Source organism: Streptomyces sp. NPDC032822 (genome assembly GCF_055578825.1).
Genome location: NZ_JBVIOL010000005.1, coordinates 427,221 through 444,182, shown reverse-complemented (window position 1 = coordinate 444,182; position 16,962 = coordinate 427,221). Strand labels below are relative to the sequence as shown.

The following is a 16,962-nucleotide window of genomic DNA, read 5'->3' as shown; positions in this document are numbered from 1 at the left end:
GGGGGATCAGCGATCGATCCGGTTCACGTCTGTGAAGGGTGGGGGGTCAGTGGATGATGCCGGTGCGCAGGGCCACGGCGACCATGCCGGCGCGGTCTCCGGTACCGAGCTTGCGGGCGATGCGGGCGAGGTGGCTCTTGACGGTCAGGGCGGACAGGCCCATCGAGACGCCGATCGCCTTGTTCGACTGGCCTTCGGCGACCAGTCGCAGCACCTCGACCTCACGGCCGGACAGTTCGCGGTAGCCGCCCGGGTGGCTCGGGGAACCCGGGGGGCGGCGGTGCATACGGGCGGCGGCGGATCCGATGGGGGCGGCACCCGGCCGGGTGGGGAGCCCGACGTTGCTACGGGTGCCGGTGACGACATAGCCCTTGACCCCGCCGGCGAGTGCGTTGCGCACCGCGCCGATGTCGTCGGCCGCGGAGAGGGCGAGGCCGTTGGGCCAGCCCGCGGCGCGGGTCTCCGACAGGAGGGTGAGGCCGGAGCCGTCGGGCAGGTGGACGTCGGCGATACAGATGTCGCGGGGGTTGCCGATGCGGGGACGAGCCTCCGCGACGGACGAGGCTTCGATGACGTCGCGTACACCGAGCGCCCACAGGTGGCGGGTGACGGTGGAGCGGACGCGCGGGTCGGCCACGACCACCATGGCGGTCGGCTTGTTCGGGCGGTAGGCGACCAGGCTTGCGGGCTGCTCTAGGAGAACGGACACCAGGCCTCCTGGGTGGGGGACGAACCGTGCTTTCAAGGTCACAGACGTCTTCGGCACCAAACCCGTTTGGCTTTAGAGAATGATCACGATCTAGTGAGTAACAATCCGTGCAATTCGGACACGCGATCGATCATTCGAAGATCGAACGGCTTCATTCCGCGTCGATACGCGGCCGAAAGTGGCCGTATCGACAAAGTGATGGCCAAGAGTGCCCCACGGTCAGTGCGACTGCGGGCCGCGGCGCTGCGGCAGCGTGACCACCGACGCGTCGCCCGGACCGGCCGGCGGCAGGCCCGCGATCTGGGCGAGCAGGTCGCACCAGGCGGACAGGTGCGACGCCGTGTCCGGAACGCCGCCCAGCCCCTCACGGGGTGTCCAGGAGGCACGGATCTCGATCTGCGAGGCGGGCGGCCGTTCGGACATGCCGCCGAAGTAGTGGGAGCTCGCCCGCGTGACGGTGCCGCTCGGCTCACCGCACGCCAGTCCACGCGCCGACAGCGCACCCGTGAGCCACGACCAGCACACGTCGGGCAGCAGCGGGTCGGCCGCCATCTCCGCCTCCAGCTCGGCGCGCACCAGCGTCACCAGCCGGAACGTGCCCCGCCAGGCGTCGTGCCCGGACGGGTCGTGCAGCAGCACCAGCCGCCCGTCCGCCAGGTCCTCGTCACCGTCGACGACCGCGGCCTCCAACGCGTACGCGTAGGGCGCGAGCCGCTGAGGTGCGCGCGTCGGCTCGATCTCGACCTGCGGCCGCAGCCGCGCGGTCCTGAGCGCGTCGACGGCCGCCCGGAAGGGCAGCGGATCCGTGCCGTTCGTATGCAGGTCCTCCTCCTTCGCGTCGTCCATCCCGTCAGCGCCGTCCGACAGTCGTCCCTGAGCCGCAGCCATGCGGGGAAGATTAAGGGGAACGGGGGCTTCGTGCAGGGAGGACACCCTGTCGGCCGGTGTCGGGGTTGCCGTCCGGGCGGGCTCCGGTGCCGTGGGAGACTTGCCCCGTGAGTGCCAACGAGAGCCCCGCGACGCCGCCGACAGCCACATACGAGTCCGCCTTCATGAAGGCGTGCAGGCGCGAGCCAGTGCCGCACACACCGGTGTGGTTCATGCGACAGGCCGGGCGCTCGCTGCCGGAGTACCGCAAGGTGCGCGAGGGCATCCCCATGCTGGAGTCCTGCATGCGGCCCGAGCTGGTCACCGAGATCACCCTCCAGCCGGTGCGCAGGCACGACGTGGACGCGGCGATCTACTTCAGCGACATCGTCGTCCCGCTCAAGGCCATCGGCATCGACCTCGACATCAAGCCCGGCGTCGGCCCGGTCGTCGAGCGCCCGATCCGCACCCGCGAGGACCTCGCCCAGCTGCGCGACCTCACCCCCGAGGACGTCTCCTACGTCACCGAGGCGATCGGCCTGCTGACCGCCGAGCTCGGCGCCACCCCCCTCATCGGCTTCGCCGGCGCGCCGTTCACCCTCGCGAGCTACCTCGTCGAGGGCGGACCGTCGCGCACGTACGAGAACGCCAAGGGGATGATGTACGGCGACCCCGAGCTCTGGGCCGACCTGCTCGACCGCCTCGCCGAGATCACGGCCGCCTTCCTCAAGGTGCAGATCGAGGCCGGCGCCAGCGCCGTCCAGCTGTTCGACTCCTGGGCCGGCGCGCTGGCCCCCGCGGACTACCGCCGCTCGGTGCTGCCCGCCTCCGCCAAGGTGTTCCGGGCGATCGAGGGGTACGGCGTCCCGCGCATCCACTTCGGTGTCGGCACCGGCGAGCTGCTCAAGCCGATGAGCGAGGCCGGTGCGGACGTCGTCGGCGTCGACTGGCGGGTCCCGCTCGACGAGGCCGTCCGCCGGATCGGACCCGGCAAGGCGCTCCAGGGCAACCTCGACCCGACCGTCCTGTTCGCCGGCCCGGAGGCCGTCGAGACCAAGGCCCGCGAGGTCCTGGACGCGGCGGCGGGCCTGGAGGGCCACGTCTTCAACCTCGGCCACGGCGTCATGCCCTCCACCGACCCGGACGCGCTGACCCGTCTCGTGGAGTACGTCCACACGCAGACCGCCCGCTGAGCCCGGCTCACCAGGTGTGCCGGGGCCGTGCCCGCCTGCCGAAGAGCAGGCCGCGCGGTTCCGGCGGCGGGGGAGTGCCCGCCTTGAGCGGCCAGGCCAGCAGCATGCCCGCGAGGAAGCCCACGATGTGCGCCGCGTACGCCACGGTCCCGGCGCCCGACACACCCTCGCCGGACGAGTACACCGCCTGGAGCACGAACCAGAAGCCCAGTACCAGCCAGGCCGGCAGCCTGAGCGGCAGGAACACCAGGAACGGCACCAGGACCCAGACCCTGGCCTTCGGGTACAGCACCAGATAGGCGCCCAGGACCCCGGCGATCGCGCCCGACGCACCGATCAGCGGGTCGGTCGAGTCGGCGTTCACCAGTGCGAATCCGTACGACGCCGCGTAGCCGCAGACGACGTAGAAGAGCGCGAAGCGCACATGTCCCATGCGGTCCTCGATGTTGTTGCCGAAGATCAGCAGGAACAGCATGTTGCCCAGCAGGTGCAGCCAGCCGCCGTGCAGGAACATCGCGGTGAGGACCGACAGCACCGGGGACTTGTCGTAGCCGGGCGGGCCCACCACGCAGCCCGCGCCGTGCGGGCCCATCCCGACCTCGCCCGTCGGTACCAGGCGCGGCAGCTGATGGTGGATCAACTCCTGTGGCACCGCCGCGTACTGGTCCAGGAACGCCTGGAGATGGCACTGCTGGGCCAGGCCGCTGTCCCCGGCAACGGAGCCGGAGAGGCCGGGCATGAACAGGAACACGAGGACGTTCGCCGCGATCAGCGCGTACGTCACGTACGGGGTGCCGCGCACCGGGTTCACGTCATGGACGGGGATGACCACAAGGAAATGGTGCCCGCGATGCGGGTCCCGAATCGGTGAACGCCGTCCGGTGCGCACGCGTATGTCTCCTCAACTGCCCGCGACACGGGGAAGGCGGGTCGCGGGGACGACGTGAGGAACAGGCGATGAACGACCGAGTTACTCCTCAGATGCAGGCCCTGCCCGACGGCGAGGCCGAGATCTCACTGGTCCTGCGCCTGCCCTGGGAGGACGTGGCCAGGCTCGGCCAGGAGGCCGGACGGCTGGCCTCCCAGATGCAACGGCCGGTGACCCTGGACGAGGCGGTGAGCCACCGGCTGCGGTCCGCGCGCAGTGCCGCGCACGCCCGGCCGGCGGGGGAGCAGCCGGCCGCGGTGACGGCGACGACCAGCGCGTCGGTGTCGTCGCTGCCGCCGCGGCCTCCGGCGGATCAGGCGCGGCAGGCGATCGAGAGGATCAACGGGTCGGCGTAAGGGCTCAGTTCGACTCCTGGACCGCCTTCGAGGCCTTTCTCGCCGCTACCAGTACCGGGTCCCACACCGGTGAGAACGGAGGGGCGTAGCCCAGGTCCAGGGCTGTCATCTGGTCGACCGTCATCCGGGCCGTCAGCGCCACCGCGGCGACGTCGACGCGTTTGGCCGCGCCCTCCCTGCCGACGATCTGCACGCCGAGCAGCCGTCCCGTGCGGCGCTCGGCGAGCATTTTCACCGTCATGGGGGAGGCACCCGGGTAGTAGCCGGCCCGGCTGGTCGACTCGACGGTGACCGACACGAACCGCAGGCCGGCCCTGCGCGCGTCCTTCTCGCGCAGGCCGGTGCGGGCGATCTCCAGGTCGCACACCTTGCTGACCGCCGTGCCGACGACGCCGGGGAACGTGGCGTAACCGCCGCCGGCGTTCGTGCCGATGACCTGGCCGTGCTTGTTGGCGTGGGTGCCCAGCGCGATGTGCTGCTGCCGGCCGGAGACCAGGTCGAGGACCTCGACGCAGTCGCCGCCGGCCCAGATGTTCTCGTGCCCGCGGACCCGCATCGCCAGGTCGGTCAGCAGCCCGCCGTGCGTGCCGAGGGGCAGCCCGGCGGCGCGCGCGAGCCCGGTCTCGGGCCGGACGCCGATGCCCAGCACCACCACGTCCGCCGGGTACTCGGCGCCGTCGGTCACCACGGCCCGCACCCGGCCCTCGCCGTCCGTCGGCAGTTCGGTCACCTCGGCGTCGTCGACCATGGTGATGCCCAGGCCCTCCATGGCCTCGTGCACCAGGCGGCCCATATCCGGGTCGAGCGTCGACATCGGCTCCTGGCCGCGGTTGACGACCGTCACCTCGTAGCCGCGGTTGACGAGCGCCTCGGCCATCTCGACGCCGATGTAGCCCGCGCCGACGACCACCGCGCGTCGCCCACGCGTGCGTGCCAGCGTGTCCAGCAGCGCCTGCCCGTCGTCCAGGGTCTGCACACCGTGCACCCCGGGCGCGTCGGCCCCCGGCAGGTCCGGGCGGACCGGGCGGGCACCGGTCGCGATCACGAGTTTGTCGTACGACGTCCAGGACTCCGCCCCGGAATCGACGTCCCGCGCGCGGACCCGGCCCCGCTCGACGTCGATCTCCGTGACCTCGGTGCGCATCCGCAGGTCGATGGCGCGGTCCCGGTGCTCCTGGGGCGTGCGGGCGATCAACTCATCGCGCTCGGTGACGTCGCCGCCCACCCAGTAGGGGATGCCGCACGCCGAGTAGGACGTGAAGTGACCGCGCTCGAAGGCCACGATCTCCAGCTCCTCGGGGCCCTTCAGCCGACGGGCCTGGGACGCCGCGGACATGCCCGCGGCGTCCCCGCCGATCACCACCAGCCGCTCGGTGCCCCGGTCGGTGCCCCGGTCGGTGGCCCGGTCTGTGTCGCGGCCTGGGCCACGGCTCGTTCCGCTCATGCTCATGCGAACACGCTACGTGGGCAGGGGGTTTCGGTCCTGCCCGGCCACGTCCCCGGCCCTCGCCGGGGAACCGGTTCAGCTCTCCTCGCCGCCCTCCTGCGGCCGTGCGGGCTGCGGGGCGGTCCTGGCCGTCGGCAGCGGGCCCAGCGCTGTCGTCGCGGCCGCGGGGGCCGGGCGGCGGGGCATCCGGGGCCGGACCAGCCGCACCCACACCAGCACGAGCAGCGCGAGCACCACCGCGAACGGCAGCACCGCGGCCAGCGCCACCAGGATCCAGCGCAGCATGCCCACGAACGCGTCCCAGCCGCCCGTCAGCGCGTCGAGAACACCCGGGTCTTCGTCCTCGACGGCCGCCTTCACCGGCGTCTCGGACAGCGAGAGGGTGATGGTGGCGAGACTGGCGCGGTCCTTCAGGGACGCCTGCCGGGCGAGCAGCGACTCCAGGTCGGCCTGGCGGGTGCTCAGCTCACCCTCCAGGGTCACCACGTCGCTCAGTTTGGTGGCCTGGTCCATCAGCTCGCGGATCCGCGCCACACTCGCGCGCTGGGTCGTGATGCGGCTCTCCACGTCGACGACCTGGTCGGTGACGTCCTGCGCCTTCGCCGTGCGCTCCAGGAGCTTGCCCGAGCCCTCCAGTTCGGCGAGGACCTCCTCGTACTTGTCGACGGGGACCCGCAGCACCACCCGGGTCTCCTCGTTGCCCTCCCCGTCGCGGGAGGTGGTCTCGTCGCCCACGTAGCCGCCCGCGTTCTCGGTCGTCGTGCGGACCTCGCCCAGCGACTTCGGCACGCTCTTGACCCGCACGGTCAGGGAGGCGGTGCGGATGATGTGGTTCGTGGAGACCTTCGGCGGCGCGGTCGCCTTGGCGCCGCCCGCGCCGCTGTCGCTGTCGGCGGCACCGGCCGGGGCGTCCTCCTTCGCCTCCGACAGGGCGGCCGAGTCGCCCCCGGAGTCGCTGCTGCCGGAGCCCGCGCCGCTGCAGCCGGTCAGCGCGAGGGCCGCGGCCAGCAGGATCCCGGCCAGGGCCGGGACGGGTCGTACGGAACGTCGTGTGCGCATGTGGGTGTGCCCCCCGGGTTTGTGACCACTGACGTTCCTTCGACGCCGGACCCGGCCCGAACGTTGGCGGGAAACGGTCCCGATGCGGTCACGGTCGGGACTCGTGAAGGACACCGGGTCGCCGCGGGAGTGTCAGTGGGGTCTGAGAAAGTGGGCCACATGAGCGCAACGGGTACGGGCAGCGGGCAGGTCGTCGTCATCGGAGCCGGAATCGCCGGGCTGGCCGCCGCCCACCGGCTGGTGCGGCGCGGCGCGCGCGTGACCGTCCTGGAGGCGTCGGACCGGGTCGGCGGCAAACTGCTGCCCGGCGAGATCGCGGGCGCGCGGGTCGACCTCGGCGCCGAGTCGATGCTCGCCCGCCGCCCCGAGGCCGTCGCCCTCGCCCGCGAGGTCGGCCTCACCGACCGCCTGCAGCCGCCCGCCACCGCGACCGCCTCCCTGTGGACCCGCGGCGCTCTGCGCCCCATGCCCAAGGGACATGTGATGGGCGTCCCCGGCACCGCCGCGGCCCTGTCCGGCGTGCTCTCCGAGGAGGGCCTCGCCCGCATCGAGCGGGACGCGGACCTGCCCCGCACGGAGGTCGGCGACGACGTGGCGGTCGGGGAGTACGTGGCGGCGCGGCTGGGCCGAGAGGTCGTCGACCGGCTCGTGGAGCCGCTGCTCGGCGGGGTCTACGCGGGCGACGCGTACCGCATCTCGATGCGCTCGGCGGTCCCGCAGCTCTTCGAGGCCGCGCGGACCCACGACTCGTTGACGGAGGCCGTCCGCGAGATCCAGGCCAAGGCCGCCGCCAACCAGCAGACCGGGCCGGTGTTCATGGGCATCGCGGGCGGCGTGGGCACCCTGCCGCTCGCGGTGGCACAGGCGGTACGCGCGGAGGGCGGCGAGATCGTGACCGGGGCACCGGTGACGGAGCTGCGCCGCGAGACGCCCACCGGCTGGCGCGTCGTCACCGGGGACCGGGTCCTGCACGCCGACGCCGTGATCGTCGCCGCCCCCGCTCCCGTCGCCGCCGGCCTGCTGCGCACCGAGTCCCCCGAGGCCGCCGCCGAACTCACCGCCGTCGAGTACGCCTCCATGGCCCTGATCACCCTCGCCTACCGCCGCGCCGACAGCGCCCTCCCCGAGGGCAGCGGCTTCCTCGTGCCGCCCGTCGACGGACGCACCATCAAGGCGTCGACCTTCGCCTCCCGGAAGTGGGGCTGGATCGCCGACGAGAACCCGGACCTCCTCGTCCTGCGCACCTCCGTCGGCCGGTACGGCGAGACGGAGGTCCTCCAGCGCGAGGACACCGACCTGGTCGACGTCTCACGGCACGACCTGAAGGCGGCCACCGGCCTGGACTCCACCCCCGTCGAGACCCGCGTCACCCGTTGGGACGACGGCCTGCCGCAGTACCCCGTCGGCCACCACGCGCGCGTGGCCCGGATCCGCGAGCACGTCGCCGGGCTGCCGGGCCTCGCGGTGTGCGGCGCGGCGTACGACGGCGTGGGCATCCCCGCGTGCATCGCGAGCGCCTACGCCGCCGTGGACCGGATCCACGGATCCCTGGGCGGTGCGCGGGAGCTCACCGCCCACCCGGTGCGGGCTCCGCACGGCGGAGCGGGAGAATGAGGCCATGAGTGACGACGCCCCCACCACCGAGTCCGGCACCACCGAGTCCGGCAGGATCCCGAACAAGGGCAAGCTGGCCAAGGACCTGAACGAGGTCATCCGGTACACCCTCTGGTCCGTCTTCAAGCTGAAGGACGTGCTCCCCGACGGCGCCGCGCGCGCGGGCTACGCCGACGAGGTCCAGGAGCTCTTCGACCAGCTCGCCGCGAAGGACGTGACGGTCCGCGGCACGTACGACGTCTCGGGCCTGCGCGCCGACGCCGACCTGATGATCTGGTGGCACGCGGAGACCAGCGACCAGCTCCAGGAGGCGTACAACCTCTTCCGCCGCACGAAGCTGGGCCGCGCCCTGGAACCGGTGTGGTCGAACATGGCACTGCACCGCCCCGCCGAGTTCAACCGCTCGCACATCCCGGCGTTCCTCGCCGACGAGACGCCGCGCAACTACATCAGCGTCTACCCCTTCGTGCGCTCCTACGACTGGTACCTGCTGCCCGACGAGGACCGCCGCCGCATGCTCGCCGACCACGGCAAGATGGCCCGCGGCTACCCGGACGTGCGCGCCAACACGGTCGCCTCGTTCTCCCTCGGCGACTACGAGTGGATGCTCGCCTTCGAGGCCGACGAGCTGTACCGCATCGTCGACCTCATGCGTCACCTGCGTGCGTCGGAGGCCCGGATGCACGTCCGCGAGGAGGTGCCGTTCTACACCGGGCGCCGCAAGGACATCGGCGATCTGGTCGCCTCACTCGCCTGATCGGCGCGACGCCCCGAGGGGCCGGCGCTCAGCGTGCGGCCCCGGCGGCCGGCGCCTTCCGGGAGTCGGCCGCCCGCCTCGGCTTCGGCTCCGGGCGCGGTGCGCAGGCCGCGCGCCGCACCGGGAGCCGGCCCTCCAGCAGATACGCGTCCACATGGCCGTTGACGCAGGCGTTCGGCCCGCCCGCGACGCCGTGCGTGCCGGCGTCCCGCTCGGTCACCAGGACCGAGCCCGACAGCCGCCGGTGCAGCTCCAGCGCGCCGTCGTAGGGAGTCGCCGCATCCCGCTCGGCGGCCAGGACCAGCGTCGGCGGCAGCTCGCCGGGACCGGTCCGCACGTCGAGGGGGCGCTGCCGCGGTGCCGGCCAGTACGCGCACGGCAGGTTCATCCACACGTTGTCCCAGGTCTCGAACGGCGCCACACGCGCGAGCCGGGTGTTGTCCCGGTCCCACACCCGCCACTCGGTCGGCCAGGACGCGTCGTTGCACTCGACGGCCGTGTAGACCGCGTTGGCGTTCTCCGCCTCGGCAGCCGCCTCCGGATGCGGCCCGGCCTGCTCGATCAGCGGCTTCGGGTCACCCTTCAGATACGCCGACAGCGCCTGCGCGCGGTGCGGCCAGTAGTCGTCGTAGTACCCGGCGGACAGGAACGCCCCCTGCAGCTGCCCGGGCCCGACCTTCCCGCCCGCCGGCTTCACCGCCAGCCGCGCCGCCGCCTTCTCGTAGCTGCGCAGCACCTCCTGGGAGGTGCCGCCGAGCCCGTACACGTCGTCGTGCTTCGCGATCCACTCGCGCAGGTCCGCCCAGCGGCCCTCGAACGCGGCCGACTGGTGGAGGTTGTTGCGGTACCAGATCTGCTCGGGGTCCGGGTTCACCGCCGAGTCGAACACCATCCGCCGGACGTGCGAGGGGAACAGAGTCGCGTACAGCGCCCCGAAGTAGGTGCCGTACGAGGCGCCCATGAACGTCAGCTTCTCCTCGCCCAGCGCGGCCCGCAGCACGTCCAGGTCGCGGGCGTTGTTGAGGGAGGTGTAGTGCCGCAGCGCGGCGCCGGCCCGCTTCGCGCAGCCCCGCGCGTACGCCTTCGCCCGCGCGATCCGCTCCTGCTTGTACGCCGGGGAGGGGTACGTCGGCGCCGGCGAGGGAGCCTTGAGGAACTGCTTCGGGTCCGTGCAGGACAGCGGCGCGGAACGGCCCACCCCGCGCGGGGCGTAGCCGACGAGGTCGTAGGCCGCGGCGAGCCGCTTCCACTCGGGGAGCACACCGATCAGCGGGAAGTACATGCCGGAGGCGCCCGGCCCGCCCGGGTTGTAGACCAGGGCGCCCTGCCCGGGCACCCGGCGCTTGCTGTTGTGCGGGTCCTTGTGGGTGGCCCGGGTCCGGCTGACGGTCAGTCTGATCTGCCTACCGTCGGGGCGGGCGTAGTCGAGCGGGACGGTCACCGTGCCGCACCGCATGCTGCCGGGCAGGTCCTCCGCCGCGGGGCAGGCGCCGAAGTCGATGCCCGCGGCCAGGGCCCGCGCCGCGGCCACGGTCGTACCGCGGACCTCGGCCGCGCCCGGGACGGCCGGGGCGCTGCCGGCCGGGGCGGCGGCGAGCGTGGTCAGGAGCAAGGTCCCGGCGGCCGAGTAGAGGGCGGGGGCTCTCATCGCGTTTCCCTTCGGTGCACGGCAGCAACAAAAGGGATATTTCGTTCGGTTTACGGTGAAGGCAAGCACCACCCGCCCGGTGTCGGCCCCAATGCCTCCGTACGCCCCCTCCGGGGACGCTAGGCGCGCCAGTGCTGCGGCTCGCCGTGCGCGAAGGCCGCGCGCAGCTCCGGTTCACCGATCGCGCGGACGCCGTGGACGGCGACGGAGGTGAGATCCGTACGGCCGCCCCCGCCGGAGCGCCGGGTCAGGGGGCCCAGGAGCCGCTGGCCCGCCGGGGAGGCCCAGCGCGAGTACGGGGGGACCTCGATCCGTGCGACGGCCAGACAGCTCAGACTGAAGGCGAGCGGCAGCGCGAACCAGACGGCGACCAGATGCCGAGGCATGTCCGACGGAGCCGGTGCCAGCAGTGCGGTCGCGCCGAGTACGGCGACGGCCACCACGGCCAGCCGCACCTGACGGACCCGGGCCGCGACCCCCGCCCTGGCCCTGTCGGGCACGGCGAGTCCCGCGCTGACGAGCCGGTCGGCGAGGCCGCGCACCGCGTCCGTGGCGGCGGCGGTGGCCCGGACCGGAGCGATGAGGGACTGCCCCTCGGGGCCGATCGCCCCTATCACCGAACGCTCGATGTCGTCCCGCCCGCGCGGGTCGACGACGGTCGCCCAGCCGGTGTGGGCGAGCAGTACCCGCCGCTGGCGGGCCAGGGAGACCAGGGTCAGATCGGCGACCCGGCGAGGGCCGCCGGACAGGAACGCGGCCTCGTACAGCGTCAGGTCGTGGGCCCGGCCCGCGGTCGCCGGTCCGGTGTCCACGGCCGCCGCGTGGACGGCGGCCAGGCACAGTCGCGTACACGCGGTGCCGGCGGCGGCCCAGGCCAGCAGCAGGAGAAGCGCCCAGAACATGTGTTTTTTCTATGCGACGGGGTCCGGTCGGCGCCATGCCCTTTTCACGATCCGGACGGAGCGTTGTCGGTATGTGACGTTCCGGTGAGGGGAGGGTCAGGAGGTTTCGGGCGCCGCCGGGGGTGGGTTCGAGGCGGCCGGGGGCAGTGTGTAGCCGGGGGACTCCGGTGCGGTCAGCGGGCTCGCCGGTCGCGGGTCGGTGAGCGGGCTGGGCGGGGCCGGTGAGTGGGTGATCGGGGGAGCGGCGCCGGCGGCCATCTCCTGGGCGAGCGCGTCGAAGTCGACGTATCCGGTGGCCTCCAGGACCTTGATGTGGTCCAGCACGGTGGTGTTCGCGTCGTCGGCGAGGGCGCGGACCAGGGAGTTGCGGGTACTGGCCCGGACCTGGGCGACGACCGAGAACACCTTGCCGTGCGCGAGGCGCAGGATGTTGGCGAAGTCCCGGTCGTAGGTCACGCCCTGAGCCGCGGTCAGGGTCGTGAGCCACTGCCGCTGCTGATCGTTGGGCTCGTCGGGCAGTTCGAGCCCGAGCTTGGCGGCCACGTCACGGGCCCGCTCGTCCAGGAACAGGTGCCCCTCGATGAGGTGCTGTCCCGCCGTCCGCACGGCCTCGGTGGTGCCCTTCTGCTCCGCCTGCCGGCCGGCGGGCAGTTCCCACAGGCCGGCCAGCCGGACCTTGGTGACGAACTCGCGGTCGAGCGGGGACAGCGGCCCGTACTGGGTCGACACCGTCTGGGCGTTCAGCAGGGCGGGCCCCGTCCCGGACCGGTCGGAGTACGACCAGAGCGGGAAGACCAGTGCCACGAGGGTCGCGATCAGGCCGGTGACGATGAGCCCGGTACCGGTGAAGATGCCTCTGCCCTTGACATGGGGTCGGGATCGCATGGTGCCTCCTGTCGCGGCACCGCACGCTGCTGCGTTACGGGTGCGGAGTTCGCATATTACTGCCGGGTCCGCACCAACTGCCGTACAGGGAGGCATGGTTGCATCGAGGGTGAAACGGGACGAATGGGTGAGGTGGAGCGGGGTGCTTATGGGGGCATACGGGGGTGAAGTGCCGTCGAGGCGCGGACTGCGGACCGACTGTGTTAATCCCGGCACACTCGGCGGGGCACGCGGGCCGCGTGCGTGACCGGGACGGGGCGTGAAGGGTCTCAGCGCCGCAGCAGTACCCGGCGCGTCGCACGGGCCAGTCGCAGCGTCGGGCGCTGCGAGCGCGGTGCCGGGCCGGACCGCTCCAGCCACCACTCCCGCAGTGCGCGCCGCGTCACCGCGTCCTGAGGGCGCCCGGCGAGCAGTGCGTGCTCGGCGAAGTCCAGGGCGTCCCGCCGGTATCCGTCGGACATCGGGTGCCCGGGGGCGTAGGCGAGGAACGCGGGACGGTACGCGGTGCCGAGGATCTCCGGCAGCTCGGGGGCGACCTTGGCCACGACGTCCGCCCGCTTCCCGGCCAGCGCCCGCGCCTGCACCCCCAGCCGCACCCGGTCGAATCCCTCCGGTACGGGGGTCCCCGCGACCAGCGCGGACAGCAGCGCCGTCTGGGCGAGGGCCAGGCGCTGGCGGGTGGGGTCGTCGGCGGCCGGGCCCGGCTCGCGGGAGACCCGGGCGGGAGCGGAGACGGTCCGCGTCCCGGTGGGTGCGGGCTTCGCACCGCCCTTCTCCAGCGCCTCCCGTATCGCCGTCAACTCCCCCTCCAGTTCGGCAGGTTCGGGGAAGTTCTCGTCCCGCTCCAGCAGGACGCCCGGCGGGGAGATCCGGGACGCGAGGTCGGTCAGGATGTCGAGGACCGGGCGGGGGACCGGGTGGGCGTGGCTGTCGTGCCAGACGCCGTCGCGTGCGAATCCGCCCGCGACATGGACGTACGCGATGGCCTCCAGCGGCAGCTCGGCGAGCGCTCGTGCCGGGTCCTCGCCGCGGTTGACGTGGTTGGTGTGCAGGTTCGCCACATCGATCAGCAGCCGCACACCGGTCCGGTCGGCCAGCTCGTACAGGAACTGTCCCTCGGTCATCTCCTCGCCGGGCCAGGCGAGCAGCGCCGCGATGTTCTCCACGGCGAGCGGCACCGGCAGTGCGTCCTGCGCGATCCGGACGTTCTCGCACAGCACGTCGAGGGCGTCCCGGGTGCGCGGTACGGGCAGCAGATGGCCCGCCTCCAGACGCGGCGACGCCGTCAGCGGCCCACCCGCGCGGACGAACGCGATGTGCTCGGTGACCAGCGGCGAGCCCAACGCCTCGGCGCGCTCGGCGAGGGCCGTGAGCCGCGCCCCGTCGGGGCGGTCGGCGCCGCCGAGGCCGAGCGAGACGCCGTGCGGGACCACGGTGACCCCGCGTTCGCGCAGCCGCAGCAGCGAGTCGGGGAGGTGGCCGGGGCAGACGTTCTCGGCCACGACCTCGACCCAGTCGATGCCGGGCATGCGCTCCACGTCGTCCGCGATCTCGGGCCGCCAACCGATGCCCGTTCCCAGTCGCTTCATGGTCCCCTCCTCGGCTTCCCCCGGATCCGCGGTGCCGCCTCCTCGGCGTGACGGGGGTATGGCCCCGCCGCGCGGACCCGAACCCCTCGGCGGGCTCCTTCAGAGCAACATTTGAGGTTCGGGCCGGCCTCGGCCGGTCCTTGGAGGTACGCAGGAGATGCCCGGGATGTTCAGAAAATCGGGCACGACCGGGAAGCCGGCGAAGAGCCCCCGGTCAGCGCAGTGCCGGGTGGTCGGCGACCACCGTGCTGGAGCCGGCGGCGATCTCGGTGAAACCGGCATCCCGAACCAACGGCAGTCCGCTCGTGGTGAGTTCGCCCCAGCGCGCGGGGTCCGCGGCACGCACCGACAGGGGGAAACCGGCGGCCCGCCACGCCTCCCGCTCCTCCTCGCCCAGCTCCCACCAGGCGAGCTGGGCGCCGTGCCCGGTCTGCGCCATCGTCTTGCCCGCCGACATCTCCAGATCCGGGTTCAGCCACAGCACGGGCGCCGTCCCGTCCGCCGCCGGCGGCGGCTCGGGGTCGTCGAGATCCGTGCCGGAGACCTGGAGCCGGGCCAGATCCTTCGGCCAGCCGTCCAGCGGCACCGGCGGGAAGACCCGTACCTCCGCCGACTTGCCGGTCACCGTGATCCCGGGCAGCGCCTCGGCCCGCCGCCACTCGGCGCCGCGCGCCCGCCGCACGACCTTCCGGATCCGGGCGTCCTGCCACTCCCGCATCACCTGTGCCCACTCGCCGTCCCCGAGGGACCGCTCGTCGCCGAGCATCACGAGGACGGCACGGGCGGCGGTCTCCAGAGCGTCCGTACGGGCCGGGGGCGCGTCCCGCTCGATACGGACGACGAGGGGCAGCACGAACTGGGGGGCGCTGTCGCGGATGCCGGGCTCGGACCGGAAAGGACTGTCGCTCGGGGGCGTCGGATCATGGCTCACGACGACCCACCCTAAAGGGGCGCGGAACCGTGCCGGGCTGCGGCTCCGCCCCGCGGGCGCGACCGGCCACGGCCCGCCCGCACCCGCCGACGCACCGGTCGTACCCTGAACCCATGAGCGAGGACCACCGCACGACCAGCGACGCGCCGCCGTGCGAGGAGTGCGTCCTGTGCCGAAAGCCCACCGAGTACCCGGAGTCGTACCGGGGGCTCACCCTGTGTCCGGTGTGCGAGTGGCAGGAGGCGCAGCGGACGGCCTGCTCGGGCTGAGCGCCGCGGCCCCGATCAGCTCGGACACCTTCACGAACCGGTACCCCCGCCTGCGCAGCTCCGGCACCACCGCCCGCACGGCCCGCTCGGTCGTCGGCGCCGCGCTGCGGGTGCAGTGCATGACGACGACCGACCCCGGCCGCACGCCGTCGAGGACCTGCCGGGCCACCGCGTCCGCGTCCGTCGCGAACGCGTCCCCGCTGACCACGTCCCACTGCACGGCGGTGATGCCGGCCGGCGTCAGCGCCTTCAGGGCCCGCCGGTCGTAGCACCCGCCGGGAAAGCGGAAGTACGGCATCGGATCCGGCACCCCGGCCCTGCGGAGCGCGGCGTACGCCCGGTCCACGTCCGCGCGCATCCGGTCCCCGGACACGGTCGGCAGCCCGTAGCAGTCGGCGGTGAAGGCGTAGTGGCTGTAGGAGTGGTTGGCGACCTCGAAGAGCGGGTCCCGGCCGATGGAGCGGGCCTGGACCGGGTACTCCTCGGCCCACCGGCCCGTCATGAACACCGTGGCCGGCACCTTCAGCGCGCGCAGCGCCGCGATCAGCCGCGGATGGTCGAACCGCTCGCCGGCCGCGGCCCGGGGGCCCTGGTCGGCGGTCATGTCGGCGTCGAAGGTGAGCGCGACGGTCCTGTCCGAGGCGCGGCGGGGCCCGTGCTCGAAGACGGGGGTCAGACCGGCCGGGCCGGGGGCGAGCGTCGGGGGCCGGTCGGGAGCCGCCGAGGGGGCGGCGGGGGCGGGGCGGGGAGCCTGGGGCGCCTCGGGGGTGCCGCAGGCGGCGAGGGCGGCGCCGAGGGCGCAGACGGCGGTGACGCGTCGTACAAGAGTGATCACCGTACGAACGTACGGGTGATATGTCCCGTATCAGGGGTGGTGCCGCTCTGGTGTCACCCGCTCGGAGCCGGTCGTCCCTCGGAGCCCGTCACGGCGCGAGCAGCCGTCCGCGGCACTCCGCGACGTCGAAGTCGGCCTTCGGGTACTGCGGGTCCAGCGCCTCCAGGTGCTCCAGGAGCAGCCGGCCCACCGCCCAGTTCCGGTACCACTTGCGGTCCGAGGGGATCACGTACCAGGGGGCGTCCGGCGTCGAGCAGCGCTCCAGGGCGATCTCGTACGCCTCCTGGAACGCGGGCCACAGGGCTCGGTCGTCGATGTCGGCCGGGCTGAACTTCCAGTGCTTGTCCGGCCGGTCCAGCCGCTTGAGCAGCCGGTCGCGCTGCTCCTCGTAGGAGATGTGCAGGAAGCACTTGACGACGGTCGTGCCGTCGTCGGCGAGGGACTGCTCGAAGCGGTCGATCTCGTCGTAGCGGCGCTCGATCTCGTCGGGCGGGGCGAGCGCGCGGACGCGGGCGACCAGGACGTCCTCGTAGTGCGAGCGGTCGAAGATGCCCAGCTCGCCGGGGTGCGGGAGGGACTGCTCGACGCGCCACAGGAAGGGGTGCGCCCGCTCCTGCGGGGTGGGCGCCTTGAACGCCCGGACCCGGCAGCCGGAGGGGTTGCAGAAGCCGATCACGTGCTTGATCGTGCCGCCCTTGCCGCTGGTGTCCATGCCCTGGAGGACCAGCAGCACCCGGCGCCGGTCGCCCGCCGTGCTCGCCGCGAACAGCCGCTCCTGGAGGTCGGCGAGGCGCTCGCCCATCCGGGTGGTCGCGGCCAGGCCCGCGACCTTGTCCCCGGGGCCGAGAGGGACGGAACCGGTGTCGTAGGAGGACAGGTCGACCGGCTCGCCGCCGGGGACGCGCAACAGCTCGCGCAGACCGGCCCGCTCTTCCTTCCGGGACTTCCGCCTGGTGTCCTTCTCGGCCACGGG

16 protein-coding genes are annotated in these 16,962 nt (G+C 73.1%); 4 read left to right on the top strand and 12 right to left on the bottom strand.

The window, feature by feature from the left end:
* Positions 1–46: 46 nt before the first annotated feature.
* Together ACZ5VD_RS17550 and ACZ5VD_RS17545 are read right to left on the bottom strand one after the other, a co-directional pair.
* Positions 47–709 carry a LuxR C-terminal-related transcriptional regulator gene (locus tag ACZ5VD_RS17550; protein ID WP_468548214.1) on the bottom strand — a complete coding sequence of 221 codons (663 nt, stop codon included), beginning with the start codon at positions 707–709 and terminating at the stop codon, positions 47–49.
* Between the two features lie 219 nt (positions 710–928).
* A complete protein-coding gene (locus ACZ5VD_RS17545; RefSeq protein ID WP_468548213.1) occupies positions 929–1,597 on the bottom strand; it encodes a DUF3000 domain-containing protein in 669 nt (222 codons plus the stop codon).
* Positions 1,598–1,704: 107 nt separating this feature from the next.
* Between ACZ5VD_RS17545 and hemE the strand changes: the two genes are divergently transcribed.
* The gene (hemE, locus tag ACZ5VD_RS17540; RefSeq protein WP_468682633.1) at positions 1,705–2,769 is read left to right on the top strand and encodes a uroporphyrinogen decarboxylase; all 1,065 of its coding nucleotides are present in this window, start codon (positions 1,705–1,707) and stop codon (positions 2,767–2,769) included.
* A 7-nt stretch (positions 2,770–2,776) separates the two neighbouring features.
* On the opposite strand, the gene ACZ5VD_RS17535 is transcribed toward hemE, so the two are convergent.
* On the bottom strand, positions 2,777–3,601 hold the full coding sequence (locus tag ACZ5VD_RS17535; RefSeq protein WP_468548211.1) for a rhomboid family intramembrane serine protease: 825 nt from the start codon (positions 3,599–3,601) through the stop codon (positions 2,777–2,779).
* A gap of 125 nt (positions 3,602–3,726) precedes the next feature.
* On the opposite strand from ACZ5VD_RS17535, the gene ACZ5VD_RS17530 reads away from it, so the two are divergent.
* Positions 3,727–4,053 (top strand): hypothetical protein, encoded by a 327-nt coding sequence (locus ACZ5VD_RS17530; RefSeq protein WP_468548210.1) that lies wholly within the window; start codon positions 3,727–3,729, stop codon positions 4,051–4,053.
* A 4-nt stretch (positions 4,054–4,057) separates the two neighbouring features.
* Here the strand turns inward: ACZ5VD_RS17530 and ACZ5VD_RS17525 are convergent, their stop codons facing one another.
* Complete coding sequence (locus ACZ5VD_RS17525; RefSeq protein ID WP_468682689.1) at positions 4,058–5,497, bottom strand: FAD-dependent oxidoreductase; 1,440 nt, start codon at positions 5,495–5,497, stop codon at positions 4,058–4,060.
* Positions 5,498–5,575: 78 nt separating this feature from the next.
* The gene (locus tag ACZ5VD_RS17520; protein ID WP_468682632.1) at positions 5,576–6,559 is read right to left on the bottom strand and encodes a DUF4349 domain-containing protein; all 984 of its coding nucleotides are present in this window, start codon (positions 6,557–6,559) and stop codon (positions 5,576–5,578) included.
* Between the two features lie 159 nt (positions 6,560–6,718).
* On the opposite strand from ACZ5VD_RS17520, the gene hemG reads away from it, so the two are divergent.
* Positions 6,719–8,173, top strand: a complete 1,455-nt coding sequence (gene hemG, locus ACZ5VD_RS17515; RefSeq protein ID WP_468548208.1) for a protoporphyrinogen oxidase — start codon at positions 6,719–6,721, stop codon at positions 8,171–8,173.
* A 4-nt stretch (positions 8,174–8,177) separates the two neighbouring features.
* Positions 8,178–8,930, top strand: a complete 753-nt coding sequence (hemQ, locus tag ACZ5VD_RS17510) for a hydrogen peroxide-dependent heme synthase (RefSeq protein ID WP_468548207.1) — start codon at positions 8,178–8,180, stop codon at positions 8,928–8,930.
* Between the two features lie 28 nt (positions 8,931–8,958).
* Here hemQ and ACZ5VD_RS17505 read toward each other — a convergent pair whose 3' ends face one another.
* From ACZ5VD_RS17505 to ACZ5VD_RS17475, 7 genes are all read right to left on the bottom strand, one after another.
* Positions 8,959–10,578 (bottom strand): alpha/beta hydrolase, encoded by a 1,620-nt coding sequence (locus tag ACZ5VD_RS17505; RefSeq protein WP_468682631.1) that lies wholly within the window; start codon positions 10,576–10,578, stop codon positions 8,959–8,961.
* Between the two features lie 119 nt (positions 10,579–10,697).
* Positions 10,698–11,480 carry a TIGR04222 domain-containing membrane protein gene (locus tag ACZ5VD_RS17500; RefSeq protein ID WP_468548205.1) on the bottom strand — a complete coding sequence of 261 codons (783 nt, stop codon included), beginning with the start codon at positions 11,478–11,480 and terminating at the stop codon, positions 10,698–10,700.
* Between the two features lie 96 nt (positions 11,481–11,576).
* The gene (locus tag ACZ5VD_RS17495) at positions 11,577–12,365 is read right to left on the bottom strand and encodes a DUF4142 domain-containing protein (RefSeq protein WP_468682630.1); all 789 of its coding nucleotides are present in this window, start codon (positions 12,363–12,365) and stop codon (positions 11,577–11,579) included.
* Between the two features lie 269 nt (positions 12,366–12,634).
* Complete coding sequence (locus tag ACZ5VD_RS17490; RefSeq protein WP_468548203.1) at positions 12,635–13,954, bottom strand: MbnB/TglH/ChrH family RiPP precursor modification enzyme; 1,320 nt, start codon at positions 13,952–13,954, stop codon at positions 12,635–12,637.
* A gap of 214 nt (positions 13,955–14,168) precedes the next feature.
* Positions 14,169–14,885, bottom strand: a complete 717-nt coding sequence (locus ACZ5VD_RS17485; protein ID WP_468548202.1) for a peptidyl-tRNA hydrolase — start codon at positions 14,883–14,885, stop codon at positions 14,169–14,171.
* A 210-nt stretch (positions 14,886–15,095) separates the two neighbouring features.
* Positions 15,096–15,989: a polysaccharide deacetylase family protein gene (locus ACZ5VD_RS17480; protein WP_468682629.1), complete on the bottom strand. Its 894-nt coding sequence runs from the start codon at positions 15,987–15,989 to the stop codon at positions 15,096–15,098.
* A gap of 88 nt (positions 15,990–16,077) precedes the next feature.
* Positions 16,078–16,959, bottom strand: a complete 882-nt coding sequence (locus tag ACZ5VD_RS17475; RefSeq protein ID WP_468548200.1) for a PPK2 family polyphosphate kinase — start codon at positions 16,957–16,959, stop codon at positions 16,078–16,080.
* Positions 16,960–16,962: the final 3 nt, after the last annotated feature.